Consider the following 19,828-nt stretch of genomic DNA (forward strand, 5'->3'; position numbering starts at 1 on the left):
ATGCTTCCTCACCAATTTTTTAAATTACTGTCCGATGAAACGCGAGTGCGTTGCTTAATGTTGATAGTTCGCAATGAGTGCTTATCGGTTGGTGAGTTGACTCAGGCATTGCAAGAAAGTCAGCCAAAGGTTTCACGCCATCTTGCGCAGTTGCGTTCAAATGGCATTTTGACTGATGTTCGCCAGGGGCAGTGGGTGTTTTACCGCCTGTCACAAGATTTACCAGGTTGGATGCTAAAGTTAATTGACGACCTTATCGCATCGAACTGTTTGAAAACTGAATACCAGCAAGATATTGAGCGCTTAGAGTCGATGAACTCACGCCCAGTATGTTGCGTTTAAATACATTAAAACTTAATGCCGAAATAGTTGGAGTTGCAGCTAGGCGACAAGTGAACTTATCCCTATGGGCATAGTGGCTCTATGTGATTAGGGAGGCTGGCGATCCGGTAAGTGAACGTAGTCAACAACGCTGCGGCTTCAAATATGAAGGCAATTAACTGAGAGAACAGAAAATGACAGTCAAAGTAGGTATTAATGGTTTTGGTCGTATCGGCCGTCTAGCACTTCGCGCAGCATTCGATTGGGATGAGCTAGAATTTGTTCAAATTAACGATGTTGCTGGCGACACAACAACACTGGCCCACCTTCTAGAATTTGATTCAGTTCAAGGTCGCTTTCACCACGAAGTAACTGCAGAAGGCGATGAGATGATCATTAATGGCCAGCGCATCAAGACCACACAAGAGCGCGACATCGATGCGATCGACTGGTCTGGTTGTGATGTGGTTATCGAAGCGACAGGTGTTCACCGTAAGACCTCTTTCCTAAACAAATACCTAGAGCAGGGCGTGAAACGTGTTGTGGTATCGGCGCCAGTGAAAGAAGAAGGCATCGCAAACATCGTTGTTGGTGTGAATGACAATATCTTCGACCCTGCGGTACACAAAATCGTAACGGCAGCGTCTTGTACAACGAACTGTATCGCGCCAGTGGTTAAGGTGATCAACGAGAAGCTTGGTATCGAGAACGCAGCCTTCACCACTATTCACGATTTAACTAACACGCAAACTATTCTTGATGCGCCGCACAAAGACTTACGCCGCGCACGTGCATGTGGCATGAGTCTTATCCCAACAACGACGGGCAGCGCCAAAGCGATTGTTGAGATCTTCCCTGAGCTAGAAAACCGCATCAACGGCCACGCAGTTCGTGTACCGCTAGCGAACGCTTCTCTGACAGACATCATCTTCGAAGTGAAGCAAGACACCACGGCAGAAGAAGTTAACGCGATGCTGAAAGAAGCGTCTCAGAATGAACTAAAAGGTATTCTTGGCTTTGAAGAGCGTCCACTGGTTTCTATCGATTACAAAGGCGACCAACGCTCAACAATCGTGGATGCACTATCAACGATGTTGGTCGGTAAGCGCATGGTTAAGATCTACGCTTGGTACGACAATGAGATGGGTTACGCAACACGTACCGCTGAGCTTGTTCGTACCGTTGGCCTTGCTTAATAAGAATCTGGAGAAGATATAATGATACATCCAACATGGCAACTAGACCTAGAGCAAGGTGCGCTAGTGCTTACTCCGTGCCCAGGCACAAAAGAAGCAACGCTTGATGCATCACTGGCTCAGCTAAAAGAGCAAGGCGTTGAAGCTATCGTGACAGCACTTGATGACCATGAGCTTGCAAGCAAAGACGTGGCGGCACTTGGTGAAAAAACACGTGCGTTAGGTATGCAATGGTTCCAGATCGAAATTGAAGACGACTGTGCACCGGGTGCTGGTTTTGCTGCGAAGTGGCAAGCAGCTAGCCCTGAGCTACATAACATCGTCGATAACGGCGGCAAGGTTGCAATGCATTGTATGGGCGGCTCTGGTCGCACTGGTTTGTTCGCAGCTCACCTACTGTTAGAAAAAGGCTGGGATTTGAGCAAGGTAGTTCAAGAGGTGCAGGCACTGCGTCCAGGTGCCTTCACTAAACCTATCCAGGTTGAATACATTAATGGCGTAGCGAATAGCTAATAGTCATCAGTGTTAGACAGGGAGCTTTTGGTATCTGGAGTGTTGAACTTATCATGATCCAAAAGCTCTTTTTGTTTAGATTGCAGAGATTGCGTTATGTTTTCAAATCTAAGTAAGAGCGTTCGCCAATACATGTTGGTGACTTTTAACTACTGGAACTTCACCATTACTGATGGTGCACTTCGCATGTTGGTGGTTCTGTATTTTTACGACCTTGGCTACAGTTCGTTAGAAATCGCCTCACTGTTCCTTTTCTATGAATTCTTTGGTGTGGTGACTAACCTAATCGGTGGCTGGTTAGGGGCGCGTCTTGGCCTCAATAAGACCATGAACATTGGGTTAGGCATGCAAGTCGTCGCCTTGGGTATGCTCGCGGTGCCAACGGCAATGCTGACCATTCCTTGGGTCATGGCGGCGCAAGCCTTGTCTGGTATCGCTAAAGACCTCAATAAGATGAGTGCCAAGAGCTCAATTAAGACTCTGGTTCCTGATGAACAACAAGGCGCGCTTTATAAGTGGATTGCGATTCTGACCGGATCTAAGAATGCGCTTAAAGGGGCAGGCTTCTTTATTGGTGGTTTACTGCTTTCAACGATTGGCTTCCAATACGCCGTGCTCGCGATGGCAGCCGTGTTGGCATTGGTCTTCGTTGGCAGTGTGTTGAGCTTAGAAGCGGACATGGGCAAAGCGAAAACCAAGCCTAAGTTCAAACAGATCTTCTCTAAGTCTGAATCCATCAACATCCTATCCGCAGCACGTATGTTCCTGTTTGGCGCTCGTGATGTGTGGTTTGTGATTGCTTTGCCGATTTACCTAGGCAGTGTGTTTGGTTGGGATCACTCATGGGTTGGCGGTTTCTTAGCTGCTTGGACTATCGCTTATGGCTTTGTACAGGGCATAGCGCCGAAGATTACTGGTAAAGCTCAAGGTAAGGTGCCAGATGGCCATGCCGCGCTGTTATGGGCTGGTGCGCTGGCTATAGTGACCGCTGCTATCGCTTATGCGGTACAGATTGGCTGGCAACCCGAGTTAGTTATTATCGGTGGCTTGATGGTGTTTGGTGTCATCTTTGCGGTGAACTCATCACTTCACTCATATTTGATTGTGAGTTATGCGAAAGGCGATGGCGTTTCTCTTGATGTCGGTTTCTACTACATGGCAAACGCGATGGGCCGTTTGATTGGCACGATATTGTCGGGCTTGGTATTCCAAATGGCAGGTTTGTCTGCGTGTCTGTGGGTTTCCTTCGCATTCTTGGCGATAACGACGGTGATCTCTCTGCGTTTACCGAAAGTGCCGCAAATTTCAGCGGCATAAGCTTCAGCCACATGAGCCTCATTTGTGAGAGCTCAAGTCGCAGAAGCTAGAGTCGTATGAGCTAAATTCGCGATAAGTATCTCCTTTAACACTAAGCTGACTTGGTATTTATTCCGGTCAGCTTTTTTATTGCTATAGTAGAATGATTGAATATTAATCAGGCATTTACATGAAGCAGCGAATTCTCTTTTTTGATTTAGCACGATGTGTCGCGGCCGTAGCGGTTATCGCGATTCATGTTTTGGCGCCTTATCGCAATGAGTTGGGCACTATTCCTTTTGGTGAATGGCTTACTGCCATTACGGTAAACGGTTTCAGCCGCTGGGCAGTACCTGTGTTCATTTTGATTACTGGCGCACTGATGCTCAGTGATCAGCGCCCGTTTGACGCCAAATACTACCTCAAGCGTCGTTTGGGCAAGGTACTGATACCTTTCATTGTCTGGTCGCTTTTCTATACCTATCTGTCGGGCTGGTCGGCAATGGGCTTTGATGCCGACGTCAGTTGGGACGTGTTGCTTAATAGCTACCATCATTACACCTATTACCACCTTGGTTTCTTCTATTACTTCATCCCACTCTATTTTGTGATTCCGTTCTTGCAGATCATGGTTAGAAAGTACGGTGATAGATCGGTCTATGCCTTTACGGCGGTATGGTTGTTCACAACATTGCTGTTCTTACTGAAAATCGATGGCCCTTGGAGTCACGAATTGTGGTTGTACACCGGTTACTTACCATTGGGTTACTTGCTGTATAAGATTGTGCCACTTAACAAGATGACCGTTGGCGTGAGTGTGTTACTGGGTGGGCTAGCGTTACTAACCACGGTTTACATGGTGGTTGATGCAAGCTTGGTAGCAGAAGAGTACACGGTAGGGCGCTGGCTATCTTACAAAACGTTGAATACCGTATTAGCCGCGAGCATGGTGTTCATGGTATGCCGTTACTATGGTGAAGGCCTGTCTGAGAAGAGTAACCAAGTGGTTGGCTTTATCAGTAAGCACAGCTTAGGTATTTACCTGCTGCACCCGATTTTCTTGTGGCCGATGAAAGAGTTTGGTTGGTACCAAGGACATCCGGCATGGTTTATTCCATTATGGATTGTGATCAGCGGAGCTGGCGCATTATGGATGAGCTGGTTGGTGTCTAAGTCAGAGAAAACGCGTTGGTTATTGCCTTAGCGGTGATTGCTAAGGCTTTCTGATGGATTGCTTAGGGACGACAGTTGAAGCGGCTGACGTTTAGCGCTTCAACGCAAAGTGTAAGAACTTATCGCCTTGGTAGGTTAAGGTTCCTTTGTCGCCAGGGTTAAGGGCGTGGAAATAGTGGATGCCGACTTGGAATTCTCGCTTCGGACCAACCACACCACGTTGAACATAAATCCAATACTCTTGGTCTTCTTGACCTGGTTCTGCATCAGGAAGGTCGATGGATTGTTTATCTAATACCGTGACGTTCACTTTCTTTTCTGGTGCGTTCTCGCCTTGCATGTGTTTTCGATAGAAACCAATAAATACCCAAGCCGCTAGAGCAGCGAGAGCAAAGATGGCAAAAAAGAGTGAATTAGGCATATAACCTCCATGTAGTCGTGATGGTTATTCTAGTCTTTCAGGCAATAGGGATATGTGTTTAAAGCCGTTATTCGTGAACTGTTGTAAGCCAAGCTGATTATTTTTCGGCAGACATCACATTTAATGGTCAGTTTGGGATAAAGCATTGTTATTTATTGTCTCTTTCTCTCGTAAATAACAGTGATTTTGTATAAGAATAGGGAAATGCTCGACTAGAATTATAGTGTGGAGTGGGAGGGCTAAGATGACCGATATTGAAAAAGTGGTGACAAGAACTCGCAATATAGAGAAATTATTGAGGCTTCAATATCATGCCGAAGGCGAAGGATTGCATGAGCTTGTAACAAGCTGTGAAGAAAGGCTACCGCACGATATGGTGAGCAAGCTGCGCTATATCGCAACGTGTCGTAATAAGGTAGTCAATGAACATGAGGCTAAGTTGGAAGACCAACATAAGTTCATCATGATGTGTAACGACTGTGAGAAGGAGCTGACTCCACGTAGTGGTCGTTTTATCTGGCGAGTTGCGATCTTACTGATGATGGCAATGACTTTAGCTGCCGCAGGTTTCTATTATGCGAACTGGGATGTGCTAACACTGCATCTGTTTTCGAAGTGAAAAAATTGAACAAAAAAAGGGACGCTCATGGCGTCCCTTTTTTTATCTGTAACTTGCTTAGTACATCATCGGTAGTGTCATTAGACCTACAACTACCGCGATCATTACAAGTCCTTGTCTTTGCGAAGATGAAATCATAACACTACTCCTAAATTTGGTTGTCTCTCGCTATGTTTTAAAGAATAGCACTACTTATGGCCTTAGATCAAGAATTACTTTCGAAAGCTTTAAAAGTAGTAGAAAACTATGAGTTTTTGGCTTGTTTGGTAGTGTTTAACTGTGTTTTATGGTGTGTTCTTAATTTGTTCGTTGTGATTTATGTTTGTTCTGATTTGATTTAACTTGTTGTTTTGTAATGGTTGTTTTGTGTAATTTATATTGTTAAAGGTTGTTAAACTGTATTAATAGAGGTTGGTGGTGGCTAGGTTGGTTTTGGTTGGTTTTTTAAGTTTTCGGCTTGGTTTTTGTGGCGATTTTTACCGGAGGCTTGAAATAACCTGACAAAACTGGGCATTAAAAAAGAAAACTGGCTACTTTACAAGTCTAGGCTTGGTTGGCGTTTTTATTTTCCTATTAATCTTGAGTTTGTTTATTTAAGTTATTGTTATTATTTACTTTAAATGTGGTTATTTTAATTTTTTAAGTGTGGTATTTGACGGAATTAGGCCGGTTTTGGTGGGGTCGATAGGTTAGAATTGGCCAAAATTCAAGTATGGCGACTCTAATGCCAGTTTGAATGGGTTTTATGATGATTCGTTCTAGTTTTAAACGAATGGCCATTGTCATGGTGGTAATTGTTACGACTTCAATCTAAAGAGACTCTTTTTAGTGGAAGCGTAATCAAGATCCAATTTTGAGGGGCTGAGGCTTTACATCAACACTCGTGTGCCTAGACTGGCGACGATTTAAAGCAATAGGGCAAGTGGTATGTGGAGTTGGTTAGCGGTTTCCTTATCTGGTATCGGAGCAATAGCAGGAACGAAACATGGACATATCGGTCAGGCCTTATCGTATAAGGTATTTACCTTTGTATTATTAGCGACAATTGCTTTAACTCAGTCGGTTGTGGCTGACTTTACCTATTGGATAGTTGCGGGGTTGGCTATCTCTGCGATCGCAGATGTGCTTCATACTCTCACTCAAAAACGCCCTCTGCATTTTGTCTGCTTCTTATTGGCTCAACTCTGTTACAGCAAAGCTTTTTGGTTACAGCTATCAGGTGAAATGGTTTGGTGGTTGTTCGCGCTGTTATTGGCAGCTTGCGTTGTTGCTTTCTTTTTACTGCTGCCACGCTTAGACAAACTCGTTTTTCCCGTGGTCATCATGGGCATTGTGCTTATTCAGTTAGCATGGGCTTCTGGTGAGGTTTGGCTGCTGGATCCTCAGTTATCACACGCGGTCGGTTTTGCTGGCTGTAGCGTGCTGCTCCTTTCGGCCTTAGCTTATGCGCTAAACAGTTACCGCAGCCCAATCAAGGGCGCTTACTTTTGGGTAACGGGCAGTTACTTTCTCGCACACGCATTCATCGTCGCATCGATTACTATTTAGGGTAGAGCTCTCTCAAGCCTGAGCTACATCAAAACGGCGTTGCTAAAACTCGGTACTCTACGTGTAATTCATTAAACATGAGATTGAGTTATGACGACTGAAATTCACGCACACAACGTTTTAAACCTGCTTAGTGAAAAGCCACTGACTCGCGAAGAGCTAACATTAGCGCTTGCTCAAACCTATGGCGAAGAAGCTCGCTTCTATACTTGTAAGCTCAATGGTCTGGATTTAGATAGCCTGTTGAAGTTTTTCTTGAAGATGGAAAAGGTTGTCGTTGTCGATGATAAGCTTTGCACTAACCGCGAACGTGTGTGTAATCACTAATTCTTAGTGGCTTGTTTTATTCGTGAATAAAGAGTGGGTGCATGTTTCGGCTCCACTCTTTTCATTACCTTTCAATCTGCTTTCGCTAATTTGCCTTCTTATAGCATCCCCTTTTAAAAGCATCAGTTAACCCGCTTATCACTGCGTTCGAAAATCAATGTTGAGGCTGCTATACTCCGCGCACTTACGCTTTTCGAGACAAACTTATGGAAATCTTATCTGCAGCAACCATGCTGTTTCTTATCATGGACCCGCTTGGCAACTTGCCAATCGTGCTCTCTATCCTTAAGCATATTGACCCGAAGCGTCGCCGTATTGTTCTGATTCGTGAGCTGATGTTCGCACTGGTTATCTTGCTGCTGTTCTTATTTGCGGGTCAAAGCATCATGAACTTCCTGCACGTACAGCCTGAAACCTTGAGTATTTCTGGCGGTATCATTCTATTTATCATCGCGATTAAGATGATTTTCCCAAGCGCAGGCAGCATTACTGGCCTTGCGGCGGGTGAAGAGCCGTTTATTGTGCCGATGGCGATTCCTATGATTGCAGGTCCGTCAGTGATTGCTGCACTGATTCTGCTGTCGACCCAGCATCCAGACAACATGTTAGAGCTTTCAGCGGCTGTGATGCTGGCTTGGGGCGCTACCTTCTTCATTCTGATGTTTAATGGCTTCTTCCTACGAGTACTAGGTGAGAGAGGGCTTAAAGCCATCGAGCGCTTGATGGGCTTGTTACTTGTGATGCTATCGACTCAAATGTTCTTGGATGGCGTGAAGGGCTACATGGGCTAGTGTTGCTACCATTACTCAATAAAAAAACGCCGCTCTACTGAGCGGCGTTTTTGTATCTGTTTCTTCGGTTTTTATTTCGATTACATCATGTGCTTACGACGGATATCGAGTAGGGCAAAGACTCCGAAAATCAATATTGACCACTTCTCCCAACGTGACATCTCGATCTTGTCGCCGAAAGCACCGATGAAAATCAGCATCTGCAGGCCGTGCATGAAGAACAAGAATGCTGTCATGATATAAAGCGCAATCGCAGCATTACCCGGGAACGGGTAGAAAATATTTACGATCAAGATAAACCAAACAAAGGCGATGGCTGCTTTTGCTAGTGGAAGCAAGAACTTCATTCAATAACTCCTATTCTTCAGTAATTCGATTGAACAGTCGGTAGCTTGACTGTCCGGTGGTCTTATCGCGATGCAATTCCCAGTTCTCTGGCATAGCTTCGAGTTTCAGTTCTTTCTCTGTCTCGACGTAAATGATGGCATTGTCTGCAAGCCAACCGTTACTCTCAAGCAGTTGTACTGTTTCTGCCAGTAAGCCTTTGCGAAATGGTGGATCAAGGAAAACCATATCGTAAGGAGTGCCTGGTTTCTTAAGGAAAGAGATAGCATCAGTATTCACGACATTAATGTTGTCTGCCTTGAGCTCTTTCGCGTTATCAGAAAGCTGTTTAGCCGCCTTTTGATTCATTTCGAGCAGTGTCACCATTTTGGCTTGGCGAGAAGCTGCTTCAAAACCTAGACCGCCAGAACCGGCAAATACATCCAAGCAAGTTGAATGTGGGATATCTTGAGCCACCCAGTTAAAGAGTGTTTCTTTTACTCGGTCAATGGTTGGACGTAATCCTTCTAAATCATGAACAGGCAGCTTTCTACCTCTCCATGAGCCACTAATAATTCGAACAAAGCCTCCGGATGGCTTTTTTTGTGATGTGTTTTGCTGGCGACGTCTTACCATAGATTTTTTGACCGCTAATAAAGTGATACTATACCGAGCCCAATTTAAGTGGGTTCGTGTATTAAATAAATTTGCAATGACAAAGTGTATCAAGCTAAAAGCAAACTTATCACTGCTTTGTCATTTTTCTTTACTATTCGTTTGTACAAGCTTGTATTGTATAACAATAGCAAAGAGTCGACGTGTATTAAGTCAATACAGCTAATTAGTAGATCTAGGAAACTCCTCTGATGACGGAAAAAAAGAAGCGCGGATTATTATCGTGGCTTGGTTTTGGTGAAGAAGAACAAAGCCCAAAAACTCAGAATGAAGCGAACGTAGAAAGCGTTGAAGATCAAACTGAAGTTGAATCACAAGTTGAGGCTGAACAGGTCGCGCCTGAAGCTGAACAAGTTAAGCCAACTGAATCTGAGCAAGCGCTTGAAGAAGCTCAACAAGAGCAGCAACCTGTCGCAGCAGAAGCAGAAGCAGAAGCAGAAGCAGAAGCAGAGGCAGAAGCAGAGGCAGAAGCAGAAGCAGAAGCAGAACAGGAAGAAGTGGCAGTTCCTCAAGCTAAGGTTGAAGAAGTACAAGAGAAGCCGACAGAAAGCTTCTTTGCTCGTCTTAAGCGCAGCCTAAGCCGCACTAAAGCAAACATCGGTGCTGGTTTCTTTGGTCTGTTCAAAGGCAAGCAAATCGATGAAGACCTGTTTGAAGAGCTAGAAGAGCAACTTCTGATTGCTGACGTGGGTATGAATACCACGGTTAAAATCATTGAAAACCTGACAGAAAAAGCATCTCGCAATGACCTAAAAGACGGTGAAGCGCTTTATGGTCTGCTCAAAGAAGAGATGGCAGACATCTTAAGCCAAGTGGAACAGCCACTGGTTGTTGATACCACTAAAACACCTTACGTTATCTTAATGGTGGGTGTGAACGGTGTAGGTAAGACAACTACGATCGGTAAGCTGGCGAAACAATTCCAAAATGAAGGCAAGAAAGTGATGCTAGCAGCGGGTGATACCTTCCGTGCTGCAGCCGTTGAACAGCTTCAGGTTTGGGGTCAGCGTAACGATGTGCCAGTTATCGCTCAACACACTGGTGCGGACAGTGCGTCTGTTATCTACGATGCGATTGAAGCAGCGAAGGCTCGTGGTGTTGATGTTGTGATTGCTGATACAGCCGGTCGTTTGCAGAACAAGAGCAACCTGATGGAAGAGCTACGCAAGATCGTTCGTGTAATGAAGAAGATTGATGACTCTGCGCCACACGAAATCATGCTAACGCTCGATGCAGGTACAGGTCAGAACGCTATCAGCCAAGCGAAGTTGTTCAGTGAAGTGGCTCCAGTTACGGGTATTACACTGACTAAGCTAGATGGTACGGCGAAAGGTGGTGTAATTTTCTCAATTGCTGACCAGTTCCAGATTCCAATCCGCTACATTGGTGTGGGTGAAGGTATTGATGACCTGCGTCCATTTGAATCTAAAGACTTCATTGAAGCACTATTTAGCCGCGAAGAGTAACGCGAGTAGCAAAGTGGTTTATCCTTAATCTGCTACCGTTTTTAAATTTGATATTAGTGATCGTAAGAGGAATTTTCGGTGATCAAATTTCAGCAAGTGAGTAAAGCCTACCGAGGTGGAAGACAAGCGCTCCAAAAAGTGGACTTTCACCTGAAACGTGGAGAGATGGCTTTTTTGGGTGGGCACTCTGGGGCTGGTAAAAGTACCTTGCTGAAGTTGATCTGCGCGATAGAGCGTCCAACTGATGGACGTGTCTGGTTCAACGATCACGATATCACTCGTATCCCAGCCAAAGACATTCCTTTCTTACGCCGTAATATTGGGATTGTTTTTCAAGACCATCGCCTGCTGATGGACCGTTCGATTTTCGATAACGTCGCTCTGCCTATGCGTATTGAATCTATTTCTGAAAACGAAATAAAACGCCGAGTCAGTGCTGCGTTGGATAAAACCGGTTTATTAGATAAAGCCCGTTGTTTGCCAAGCCAACTTTCTGGTGGTGAACAACAACGCGTGGGTATTGCTCGCGCCGTGGTTAACCGTCCAACTCTGCTTTTAGCCGATGAGCCTACCGGTAATCTAGACCCTGAATTATCTAACCGTGTGTTGCGATTATTTGAAGAATTCAACCGCGCAGGTGTGACGATCATCCTAGCGACGCACGATATCGGGTTAGTGAACACTCGCCCTCAGTACCGCCATCTTGAATTAAACCAAGGATTTTTGAGTGAGGTTGAAGACTATGGCCGCGAATAAGCGCATCAAAAAACCTCAATCTAATCGAGCAGCAAGCCGCGCTTCAAGCGACGGCTTCTTTGTTGTTCACTGGAAACAAGCCAAGTCATCGTTCTCGCAAATGTGGCAGCGTCCGTTAGGCAACTTGCTGACCCTTGCGGTGATCTCTATGGCGTTGGCGATGCCTGCTTGTTTGTACCTATTGGGTAAAAATGTGGGTGAAGTAGCGCAAGATGTCACTAGCCCGTCACAAATAAGTGCTTATGTAGAGGATGGTATTCCTGAGCCACGAGTAATGGTGCTTAAGGATGAAATCGAAAGTTGGGATCAAGTTGAGCTGGTGGAGTACATTTCTCCGCAGCAAGGGCTTGCAGACCTCAGCCAGTATTCTGGTTTTGAAGACGCCCTAACCATTCTCGACGATTATTCACTGCCAGGTGTGCTGGTGATTACGCCAAGCGTACACAGCGATCCCTTAATTAAAGAGCTGGCAGGCACAGTTAAACAACAAGAATTAGTGACCGATGTTCGCCTAGACGAAGATTGGTTAGCGCGATTAGATGCGATCAAAGCATTAGCGGCTGTCATCGTGATTACCTTAACGGTATTGATGCTGGGCGCGGTATTTCTGATCATCGGCAATACACTACGATTTAATGTGTTGGCGCATAAAGAAGAGATTCAAACCATGAAGCTGATTGGTGCGACCGACAGCTACATTCTTCGACCATACCTTTATGCTGGGATGTGGTTTGGCGTTTTAGGTTCGATTAGCGCTTGGGTAATGACGGCATTGATTACCGTATTGCTGAACAGCGCGGTGGATGACTTGGCTCAGCTATACGACAGCCACTTCCGTTTAATTGGCCTGAGTTGGGATGAATCTTTACTGCTTTTGATCGTCGGAACTCTGCTTGGTAGTGTGGCTGCAAAGCTTTCTGCACAGCGTCACCTAAAAGAAATTGAACCAGTTTAGGTGAATAGAGTCATATTTAGACGAAAAATAGGCACTTCTTAACCAGTTTTTGCCTTGTATAGACGAATTGATTATGCATAATTACTTCCCCCTCCTTGAAACCTGTTCATTTTAGGTTCAAGATTGTAGGGTTTTAATAGATGTATTACTCCAGATCAGAGATTGATGAGGAACCGAATGGCAAACCAAGCGTATCAAATGGCTTTAGTCACACAAGATAGTTTAGATAGCTATATCCGCTCAGCGAACAGCTACCCTATGCTGACTCCTGAAGAGGAACGTGGACTTGCAGAGCGATTACATTACAAAGGTGAGATCGACGCTGCGAAAGGCTTGATCCTTTCCCACCTAAGATTCGTGGTGCACGTTGCAAGAGGCTACTCTGGCTACGGGCTACCAATGGCTGATCTCGTCCAAGAAGGTAACATCGGCTTGATGAAGGCTGTTAAGCGCTTCAATCCAGAAGTTGGTGTTCGTCTCGTCTCGTTTGCTGTTCACTGGATCAAAGCTGAAATCCATGAATACGTTCTACGTAACTGGCGTATCGTTAAAATTGCGACCACTAAGGCACAGCGTAAACTGTTCTTTAACCTTCGTAAGTCTAAAAAGCGTTTGGGTTGGTTCAATAACGGTGAAGTTGAGACGGTTGCTCGTGAACTGGGTGTTGAGCCTTCAGAAGTTCGTGAGATGGAATCTCGCTTAGCAGCACAAGATGCGACGTTTGAAGCGCCTATGGACGATGACGATGGCGGTTCTGCTTACACTGCTCCAGTTTACTACCTAGAAGACAAGGCGTCAGACGTTGCTGAGACGGTTGAAGCGGCTAACTGGGAGTCACACACCAATAATCGCCTAGGGCTAGCACTAGCAAGCTTAGACGAGCGTAGCCAACACATTGTTCGCTCACGTTGGTTAGACGACAACAAGGCAACCCTGCAAGACTTAGCGGATACCTACAGTATCTCAGCTGAGCGTGTTCGCCAGTTAGAAAAGAATGCGATGAAGAAATTGAAACAAGCCGTTGGTGATTTCTATTAGCTTCTACTTTCTAGTAGAGCTAACAAATAGCTGAATTTTGAAAAGGCCGAGATCGAGAGATCTCGGCCTTTTTGTTTTGGATCGATTTCTCAACTTTTGCGATCGAAATTTGCAAAATGATTTTGTGGATAACTCTGTGAGAAGTTTATTCGTCAGCTATCTAAAAGCAGTGTGTAGTAAGGCTTTGACGGGGTTTTTCGAGTGGGGATATGTTTCAGTTAACCCACAGTTAGATCAGGATCATTACTACATGTTGTGGATCTATTTTTGAAAAGACACTTTATTCACGCAATTCACAGATTTATCCACAAATGGTGTAAAAGTGATCGCTGGTGGATAACCTTATTAAGTGGATGTGAATGTTAGCCTTGGGATAGGTTACAATGGCAGCAAAGTAAATCAGTATAAAAAGAGAAAGTCATGGACCAGTTTAAACATATCGATGTTAAAGGCGCTCAAGCCCTCATCGAACAAGGCGAAGCTCGACTTGTCGATATACGTGACCCGCAGTCTTTTGCGGTTGCCCACCCAAAAACAGCCTACCACCTGACTAACGATACGATGGTGTCATTCATGGATGAGGTTGAGTTCGAACAACCTATCTTAGTGATGTGCTACCACGGCATCAGTAGCCAAGGTGCGGCACAATATTTAGTGAACCAAGGCTTTGAAGAGGTATATAGTGTTGATGGTGGTTTCGAAGCTTGGCATCGTGCTGAACTTCCAGTGATCGCAGGTTAATGACTTTCATCACCTGAACCGCCTCAAGCATCCCTCATAGAATGAATAGGAAGTAACAATGATTAGATTGATGGTGTTAGACAATCCACGTCTTGCTCAAGCATTTATTGATTATATGGCCTCTCGTCAGATCCCTATTCAGATGTCTCCAGAGGGAGAAGGGCGTTTTGCTCTTTGGCTTCTTGATGGCCAATTTCAGGTTGAAACCGAAGCTGAGCTGAATCGTTTTCTGGCTGAGCCCAATCATAAGCGCTATCAAGCTGCATCTTGGGACATGGCAGAGACCAGAAAGAGCAACTTCCATTACCACACGCCAAGCTTCATGGGCATGATCAAAGCCAAAGCAGGCCCTGTGACACTAAGCCTGATGTTGGTGTGTGTGGTGATTTTTGCGCTGCAACAGATCGGTTTTGGCCAAGCTATTTTCAATGCCCTACATTTCCCAGCGGTGGATGGACAGCAATGGCAGCTGTGGCGTTGGTTGAGTCATGCCGTTCTACATTTCTCTGTTATGCACATCGCATTTAATATTTTGTGGTGGTGGCAGCTAGGTGGAGACATTGAGAAGAAACTTGGCAGCCTCAAGCTACTTCAGATCTTTGCTGTCTCTTCTGCGCTTTCAGGTGCTGGGCAGTATTGGGTTGAAGGGGCGAACTTCGGTGGTTTGTCTGGTGTTGTGTATGCCTTGGTTGGTTACTTATGGGTGGTTGGTGCGAAGGCGCCACAACTTGGTTTAGGTATCCCAAGACAGATTGTCGGCTTTATGTTGGTGTGGTTGGTGCTTGGGTACATGCAGCCATTTATGGCTATCGCCAATACGGCGCATTTAGCTGGTCTAGCCGCTGGTGTGATTATTGGCTTTATCGATGCGATGAAAGCACCAAGCTCGGCAAGAAGCTAATTCATATCTTCTAATGAGTAGCCAAACGATAGAGACAAAAAAAGCGGCCAGATGAGCCGCTTTTTTATTGGGATTCGTTTTACATCATTACTGATAAAGGTATTTGGTAAACAGTAAGTCAGCAATCAGGGTTTTACCTGTCTCTGGAAGCAAAATCTTGTTGAGGTGTTCAACTAAGGATTTTCTTAAGTCTTCACGGCCAGATAGAGATTTAATGGTTTCTTCGTTTTGTTTGCCAAGCAATTCAATCACCGCATCGCGAATCAGTGGTTGGTGATGCTCAATAGCGGCCAAGTCGCTACTATTTGCCACCATGATGTCGAGGCGAACCTGAATGTAGCCCAGTTTTTTACCTTTAGTGTAAAAATTGGTGGTCAGGTCTGGCTCTAGCGTGAAGTAGGCGAGTTTAGCTGCCGACTCCTCTTCCGCGAAACTTGATGCTGAAAAGAGTAGGGTAATCGCAAGAAATATTTGGGCTACATAACGTTTGTGCATATTTGTGACTTTTCTTTAGTTTATTCGCGATATTCGAAACGCATTAGTCTTGTTACAATGAGCGGTCTAAATCTAAATACGTTTACAATTCGAAGAACGCTTTAATTTTGTTCGAAAGTTGAAGCTTTATTGTACGTGTAAAGTCACCTATTGAATACTAGTATGAATCAGCCAATATCGCTGTATCTTAATTCGTTAATGAATGTAGATTGGCAAAGTACAGAAACATTTGATTTTCCTAATGAAACCACCAAAGAGTGGCTGATGGAGCAAGGTTCTCTTTCCCGCAAGTTGGGGAAGTGCTGTCAGCACCTGTCTGTTGAGTTGCTTCATAATCAAGTTGTAGAACGCTCAATGCTGCAACAAGACGAGGAACATCTTTTATCATCGTTTGATTGCTTACTGCGTAAAGTGATTTTAAAGGGTGATGACGAACCGTGGGTGTTAGGTCGAACCTTGATTCCCCGAGTCACATTAGAAGATCATCAGCACTCAGACCTTTCTCAACAAGGTAATGTCCCGCTTGGATTGACCGTTTTTAGTGCTGAGAACGTGGAGCGAGATGCGCTGCAAGTTGGTTGGGTTATCGCAGGCGATGAGCGATTACTCGCGCGTCGTTCTCGATTATGGATGAACCATAAACCGATGCTTGTGGCAGAACTGTTTTTACCAACATCACCCATTTACTCTAAGGAGAGTGTGTAAATGCTTGCCACCAAAGCGAAGGCGTATTGGCAATTAACGCGAATGAATCGCCCGATTGGTACCCTATTACTCCTTTGGCCGACCTTGTGGTCACTGATTATCGCCGCACAAGGTATGCCTGATTTTGATGTCTTGGTTGTTTTTGTACTCGGCGTGGTGTTGATGCGTTCAGCTGGCTGTGTGATCAATGACTTTGCGGACCGTAAAGTAGATGGTCATGTTAAACGTACCAAGCAGCGTCCACTGCCGTCTGGTTTGGTTTCCAGTAAGGAAGCGATTCTGCTCTTTTTAGTGCTAGCCGTAGTTTCATTCTTGCTGGTACTCACCATGAATCCACTGACCATTAAGCTCTCATTTATTGGTGTGGGTCTGGCGTTCATTTACCCTTTCATGAAGCGTTTTACGCATCTTCCACAGTTGTTTCTTGGCTTAGCGTTTAGTTGGGCGATACCAATGGCTTGGGCGGCACAAACCAATGAACTGCCAAGCATTGTGTGGTTTGTCTTCGTGATTAACGCGTTGTGGACGATTGCTTACGACACGCAATATGCGATGGTTGACCGAGATGATGACTTGAAGATTGGTATTAAATCGACGGCTATTTTATTTGGTCGCTTCGATAAACTGATTGTTGGCTCTTTGCAACTCGTCACCCTAGCGATGCTGATTGCGTTAGGCATGCATTACCAACTAGGAGATACCTTCTATTGGGCACTGTTGGTAGCGGGAAGCTTATTTGTGTATCAACAACACCTGATGCGCCACCGTGATCGAGACCTATGCTTCCAAGCCTTTCTAAACAACAACTATGTTGGAATGGCAGTGACAGCGGGCTTGTTCATTACCTTCTGGTAAGCATCCGCTTTTCGAGTTAACGAACGCTAAAGAAAAAGGCACCCATTGGGTGCCTTTTTTGATCGTGTTCGGTCTCGCTATTCAAGAGATTCTAAGCTGATGATTACTCCGCTTGGTGGATACTCTCTTGAATCGTCAAACGTACTTCAGGGTAAAGCATTGAGTAGAGAAGCTTAGCGAATTGCTGAGTCTTGTCTAAATCACAGTTACCATCGTTATCCAGATATTGCTGTTGTTTCAGAGTTGCGAACATCGACGCAAACACGCCTTTATCGAAGAACTCTGGTGCATTGATGCCTTGCAGACGACCAAGTCGCTGTGCAATGTCTTGGCTCTTCTGTTCAAGATCGGATTTATCCAGATCAGGGTTCTCTGCTAACAGGTTCAAAGCAATAGAGTAGCGTTGTAGCGTTTCTGAAATCGTACGACCTAACAGCATCAGTGCTTGGCTGTTTGATTGGTTGATGGTGACTTCATTATCAGAAACCACAAGCATACCTTGGTTAACCAGCTCTTCAATGATGTTAGAAACCACGCCTTCAAGCTTGTCTTCGTCGTAGCTTAGGAACAGCTCTTTCTTCAAGAACGGGTAGATAGCAGCAACGTTCTCTTGGATCGCGTCAATTGATAAACCGCGTTGACGAATAGTCATCTGTGCAATTAACGATGGCAGAGCAAACAAGTGAATGATGTTGTTTCGGTAGTAGGTCATCAGAATTGACTGGTGACGGTCTAGCGAAATGATGTCGCCCATTGAGTCTGATTCAATCAAGAACTTGTTCAGTGATTCAGCATGTTTTACTAAATCTTCAGCGCTGTCTTTTGGCACAGTGAACGTTGCCGAATATGGAACATTCTTAAGCAGAGACAGGTAGCAATTAATCTGAGAAACCAAAGAGTCACGAGACAATGCGCGCTGTCTTGAAGCCAATAGTGCCGTTGCACAAAGGGTCAGGGCATTGGTCGCTGCCGCATCGTTAATGTGCGTCATCATTTTGGTCGCCAAGTCATTAACCACCGGGTTCATCCATTGTGGTTTGCTAGTGCCCATTGGGTCGATGTCTTTGGTCCACTCAGGTGAGTGTTCATTCAGGTATTGGTTCAGTTGAATTGGCTCACCGAAGTTCACGTAGCCTTTACCAAAGTTACGCAGCTTACGAATGGTACGAATCACTAAGCTCGCGTTTTCTTTCTCTTTACGCTTACCACGAAGTTCTTTTGCGTAAGTCGCCACTTCCATCACGTGCTCGTAGCCGATGTACACAGGAACCAAAGTCACCGGGCGATTCATGCCGCGCAGCATCGCTTGAATAGTCATCGCCAACATGCCGGTCTTCGCTTGCAATAAACGACCTGTACGAGAACGACCACCTTCACTGAAGTACTCTACTGAGTAACCTTTAGCGAACAACTCCGCTAGGTATTCACGGAAAATCGTCGAGTACAGCTTGTTGCCTTTGAAGCTACGACGAATAAAGAACGCACCACCATGACGGAAAATAGGACCGGCAGGGAAGAAGTTCAGGTTGATACCCGCAGCGATGTGCGGAGGCACCATGCCTTCGTGGTAAAGCACATAAGAAAGCAGTAAGTAGTCCATGTGGCTACGGTGACAAGGCACGTAAACAATCTCGTGACCATCTTGAGCCAACTTACGAACCGTTGAAGCGTTGCTGATATGCAGGCCTTGGTACAACTTATTCCACAGCCAACCAAGAATCTTTTCACCACGCTTGATCAGCGAGTAAGAGAAGTTCGCAGCAATCTCGTCCATGATGTCTTGAGCTTCTTTGCTCGCTTTCTCGATCGAGATGTTCTTTGCTTGTGCTTCGTCTTCAATCGCTTTTTTGATCGCTTCTGATTTTAACAGGCGATCAAACAGAGCTTGGCGGCTTGGCAGGTTAGGGCCTGATGCTGCAAGCTTTTGGCGAGAGAAGTGAATACGTGCCACGCGCGCCAGTTTGTGCGCGATGGTGCTGTCGGTGCCGTGTGAGTTGGCCATGTAACGCAGAGAAACCACAGGACTAAAGCGAACCAAGCAGTCACGACCGGCTAGCAATACCGCTTTTGATTTCTCTAAGCCGTTCATTGCCTGTAGGTAAGGCTTCTGGTTATTCTCTTTACCAGGTTTGCGCCCCCACAAAACGGTAGCAGGGATAACTTGAACATCGAGTTCAGAGTCGTCGGCGTGCAGTGAAAGCAATTCAGAGAACACTTCAATTGAAGAGCTTGGTACATAATCATCGTCTTGCAGCAGAGTTTTGCGAGAAGAGATGAAAACGTAGCGTTGCAGTGATTTGCCGTTGATTTCAAGCTTGCTCAACGGATCAGGTAGGCCTAATTCAAGTGCATGTTTTTGCAATGTAAGAATGTCGACACTTGAGCGAAACGGTAAGGCGTATACAATCGGTTTGCTCAAATCAATGTTCAAATCCTCAACAGGGTTTGAAGGAATTGATGTGCCCTTTACCAATACGGATAAAGGTAGCTTCATTAATGAACGTGAAAAAGATTGTCCAGAAGACATATAGGTTCACTGCCTCAATAGTTATTTCAATGTGCTGAAGCGTATCTCTATTTCTCTGATAAAAAGGATAAATCCTATGAGTGAAATAGGGATAAGCCTAGGCGTAAATTTAATCGATGCAAGAATACCAGAAACTGGTCTAACCTTTTAATGGAAATAGTCATATTGCCGTTAAGTTTGTGGAA

22 protein-coding genes are annotated in these 19,828 nt (G+C 45.1%); 17 read left to right on the forward strand and 5 right to left on the reverse strand.

Annotation, left to right across the window (positions count from 1 at the left end; all coding sequences use genetic code 11):
• From AB4493_RS17635 to AB4493_RS17655, 5 genes are all read left to right on the forward strand, one after another.
• Window positions 1-342, forward strand: a complete 342-nt coding sequence (locus tag AB4493_RS17635) for a metalloregulator ArsR/SmtB family transcription factor (protein WP_004736602.1) — start codon at window positions 1-3, stop codon at window positions 340-342.
• Window positions 343-515: 173 nt separating this feature from the next.
• Window positions 516-1,517: an ArsJ-associated glyceraldehyde-3-phosphate dehydrogenase gene (locus AB4493_RS17640; protein ID WP_017061027.1), complete on the forward strand. Its 1,002-nt coding sequence runs from the start codon at window positions 516-518 to the stop codon at window positions 1,515-1,517.
• A 21-nt stretch (window positions 1,518-1,538) separates the two neighbouring features.
• Window positions 1,539-2,030: a cyclin-dependent kinase inhibitor 3 family protein gene (locus AB4493_RS17645; RefSeq protein WP_017061028.1), complete on the forward strand. Its 492-nt coding sequence runs from the start codon at window positions 1,539-1,541 to the stop codon at window positions 2,028-2,030.
• Between the two features lie 96 nt (window positions 2,031-2,126).
• Complete coding sequence (arsJ, locus tag AB4493_RS17650; protein WP_029235838.1) at window positions 2,127-3,347, forward strand: organoarsenical effux MFS transporter ArsJ; 1,221 nt, start codon at window positions 2,127-2,129, stop codon at window positions 3,345-3,347.
• A 169-nt stretch (window positions 3,348-3,516) separates the two neighbouring features.
• A complete protein-coding gene (locus AB4493_RS17655; RefSeq protein WP_372155527.1) occupies window positions 3,517-4,530 on the forward strand; it encodes an acyltransferase in 1,014 nt (337 codons plus the stop codon).
• Between the two features lie 60 nt (window positions 4,531-4,590).
• On the opposite strand, the gene AB4493_RS17660 is transcribed toward AB4493_RS17655, so the two are convergent.
• Window positions 4,591-4,920, reverse strand: a complete 330-nt coding sequence (locus AB4493_RS17660) for a DUF2500 domain-containing protein (protein ID WP_372155528.1) — start codon at window positions 4,918-4,920, stop codon at window positions 4,591-4,593.
• 244 nt (window positions 4,921-5,164) lie between these two features.
• Here AB4493_RS17660 and AB4493_RS17665 point away from each other — a divergent pair, with 244 nt between their 5' ends.
• From AB4493_RS17665 to AB4493_RS17680, 4 genes are all read left to right on the forward strand, one after another.
• On the forward strand, window positions 5,165-5,539 hold the full coding sequence (locus tag AB4493_RS17665) for a hypothetical protein (protein ID WP_004736595.1): 375 nt from the start codon (window positions 5,165-5,167) through the stop codon (window positions 5,537-5,539).
• Window positions 5,540-6,466: 927 nt separating this feature from the next.
• Window positions 6,467-7,087 carry a lysoplasmalogenase gene (locus AB4493_RS17670; RefSeq protein WP_017061033.1) on the forward strand — a complete coding sequence of 207 codons (621 nt, stop codon included), beginning with the start codon at window positions 6,467-6,469 and terminating at the stop codon, window positions 7,085-7,087.
• A 90-nt stretch (window positions 7,088-7,177) separates the two neighbouring features.
• Window positions 7,178-7,414, forward strand: a complete 237-nt coding sequence (locus AB4493_RS17675) for a YecH family metal-binding protein (RefSeq protein ID WP_372155529.1) — start codon at window positions 7,178-7,180, stop codon at window positions 7,412-7,414.
• A 206-nt stretch (window positions 7,415-7,620) separates the two neighbouring features.
• Window positions 7,621-8,205: a YhgN family NAAT transporter gene (locus AB4493_RS17680; protein WP_017061035.1), complete on the forward strand. Its 585-nt coding sequence runs from the start codon at window positions 7,621-7,623 to the stop codon at window positions 8,203-8,205.
• 80 nt (window positions 8,206-8,285) lie between these two features.
• Here AB4493_RS17680 and AB4493_RS17685 read toward each other — a convergent pair whose 3' ends face one another.
• Both AB4493_RS17685 and rsmD read right to left on the reverse strand, forming a co-directional pair.
• Window positions 8,286-8,552, reverse strand: a complete 267-nt coding sequence (locus tag AB4493_RS17685; RefSeq protein ID WP_016784000.1) for a DUF1145 domain-containing protein — start codon at window positions 8,550-8,552, stop codon at window positions 8,286-8,288.
• Window positions 8,553-8,562: 10 nt separating this feature from the next.
• Window positions 8,563-9,165 carry a 16S rRNA (guanine(966)-N(2))-methyltransferase RsmD gene (gene rsmD / locus AB4493_RS17690; RefSeq protein WP_017061036.1) on the reverse strand — a complete coding sequence of 201 codons (603 nt, stop codon included), beginning with the start codon at window positions 9,163-9,165 and terminating at the stop codon, window positions 8,563-8,565.
• A 230-nt stretch (window positions 9,166-9,395) separates the two neighbouring features.
• On the opposite strand from rsmD, the gene ftsY reads away from it, so the two are divergent.
• From ftsY to glpG, 6 genes are all read left to right on the forward strand, one after another.
• Window positions 9,396-10,670: a signal recognition particle-docking protein FtsY gene (gene ftsY / locus AB4493_RS17695; protein WP_136981721.1), complete on the forward strand. Its 1,275-nt coding sequence runs from the start codon at window positions 9,396-9,398 to the stop codon at window positions 10,668-10,670.
• A gap of 78 nt (window positions 10,671-10,748) precedes the next feature.
• The gene (gene ftsE, locus AB4493_RS17700; RefSeq protein ID WP_004736585.1) at window positions 10,749-11,426 is read left to right on the forward strand and encodes a cell division ATP-binding protein FtsE; all 678 of its coding nucleotides are present in this window, start codon (window positions 10,749-10,751) and stop codon (window positions 11,424-11,426) included.
• Complete coding sequence (gene ftsX / locus AB4493_RS17705; protein WP_372155530.1) at window positions 11,413-12,381, forward strand: permease-like cell division protein FtsX; 969 nt, start codon at window positions 11,413-11,415, stop codon at window positions 12,379-12,381. The genes ftsE and ftsX overlap by 14 nt, the downstream gene beginning before the upstream one ends.
• A gap of 177 nt (window positions 12,382-12,558) precedes the next feature.
• Window positions 12,559-13,419 carry an RNA polymerase sigma factor RpoH gene (rpoH, locus tag AB4493_RS17710; protein WP_372155531.1) on the forward strand — a complete coding sequence of 287 codons (861 nt, stop codon included), beginning with the start codon at window positions 12,559-12,561 and terminating at the stop codon, window positions 13,417-13,419.
• Between the two features lie 420 nt (window positions 13,420-13,839).
• Window positions 13,840-14,160, forward strand: a complete 321-nt coding sequence (gene glpE, locus AB4493_RS17715) for a thiosulfate sulfurtransferase GlpE (protein WP_017061039.1) — start codon at window positions 13,840-13,842, stop codon at window positions 14,158-14,160.
• A 58-nt stretch (window positions 14,161-14,218) separates the two neighbouring features.
• Entirely contained in the window at window positions 14,219-15,061 is an 843-nt protein-coding gene (glpG, locus tag AB4493_RS17720) for a rhomboid family intramembrane serine protease GlpG (protein ID WP_017063770.1), read from the forward strand.
• An 87-nt stretch (window positions 15,062-15,148) separates the two neighbouring features.
• Here the strand turns inward: glpG and AB4493_RS17725 are convergent, their stop codons facing one another.
• Window positions 15,149-15,556: a flagellar basal body-associated protein FliL gene (locus AB4493_RS17725; protein ID WP_017063771.1), complete on the reverse strand. Its 408-nt coding sequence runs from the start codon at window positions 15,554-15,556 to the stop codon at window positions 15,149-15,151.
• A gap of 162 nt (window positions 15,557-15,718) precedes the next feature.
• Between AB4493_RS17725 and AB4493_RS17730 the strand changes: the two genes are divergently transcribed.
• Both AB4493_RS17730 and ubiA read left to right on the forward strand, forming a co-directional pair.
• Window positions 15,719-16,261 carry a chorismate lyase gene (locus AB4493_RS17730; RefSeq protein WP_164091128.1) on the forward strand — a complete coding sequence of 181 codons (543 nt, stop codon included), beginning with the start codon at window positions 15,719-15,721 and terminating at the stop codon, window positions 16,259-16,261.
• Window positions 16,262-17,116 (forward strand): 4-hydroxybenzoate octaprenyltransferase, encoded by an 855-nt coding sequence (gene ubiA / locus AB4493_RS17735; protein WP_017061043.1) that lies wholly within the window; start codon window positions 16,262-16,264, stop codon window positions 17,114-17,116.
• Between the two features lie 103 nt (window positions 17,117-17,219).
• Here the strand turns inward: ubiA and plsB are convergent, their stop codons facing one another.
• The gene (plsB, locus tag AB4493_RS17740; protein ID WP_017071790.1) at window positions 17,220-19,643 is read right to left on the reverse strand and encodes a glycerol-3-phosphate 1-O-acyltransferase PlsB; all 2,424 of its coding nucleotides are present in this window, start codon (window positions 19,641-19,643) and stop codon (window positions 17,220-17,222) included.
• Window positions 19,644-19,828: the final 185 nt, after the last annotated feature.

The sequence above is a fragment of the Vibrio sp. 10N.222.55.A1 genome (genome assembly GCF_041473835.1).
Taxonomy (GTDB): Bacteria; Pseudomonadota; Gammaproteobacteria; order Enterobacterales; family Vibrionaceae; genus Vibrio; species Vibrio crassostreae_C.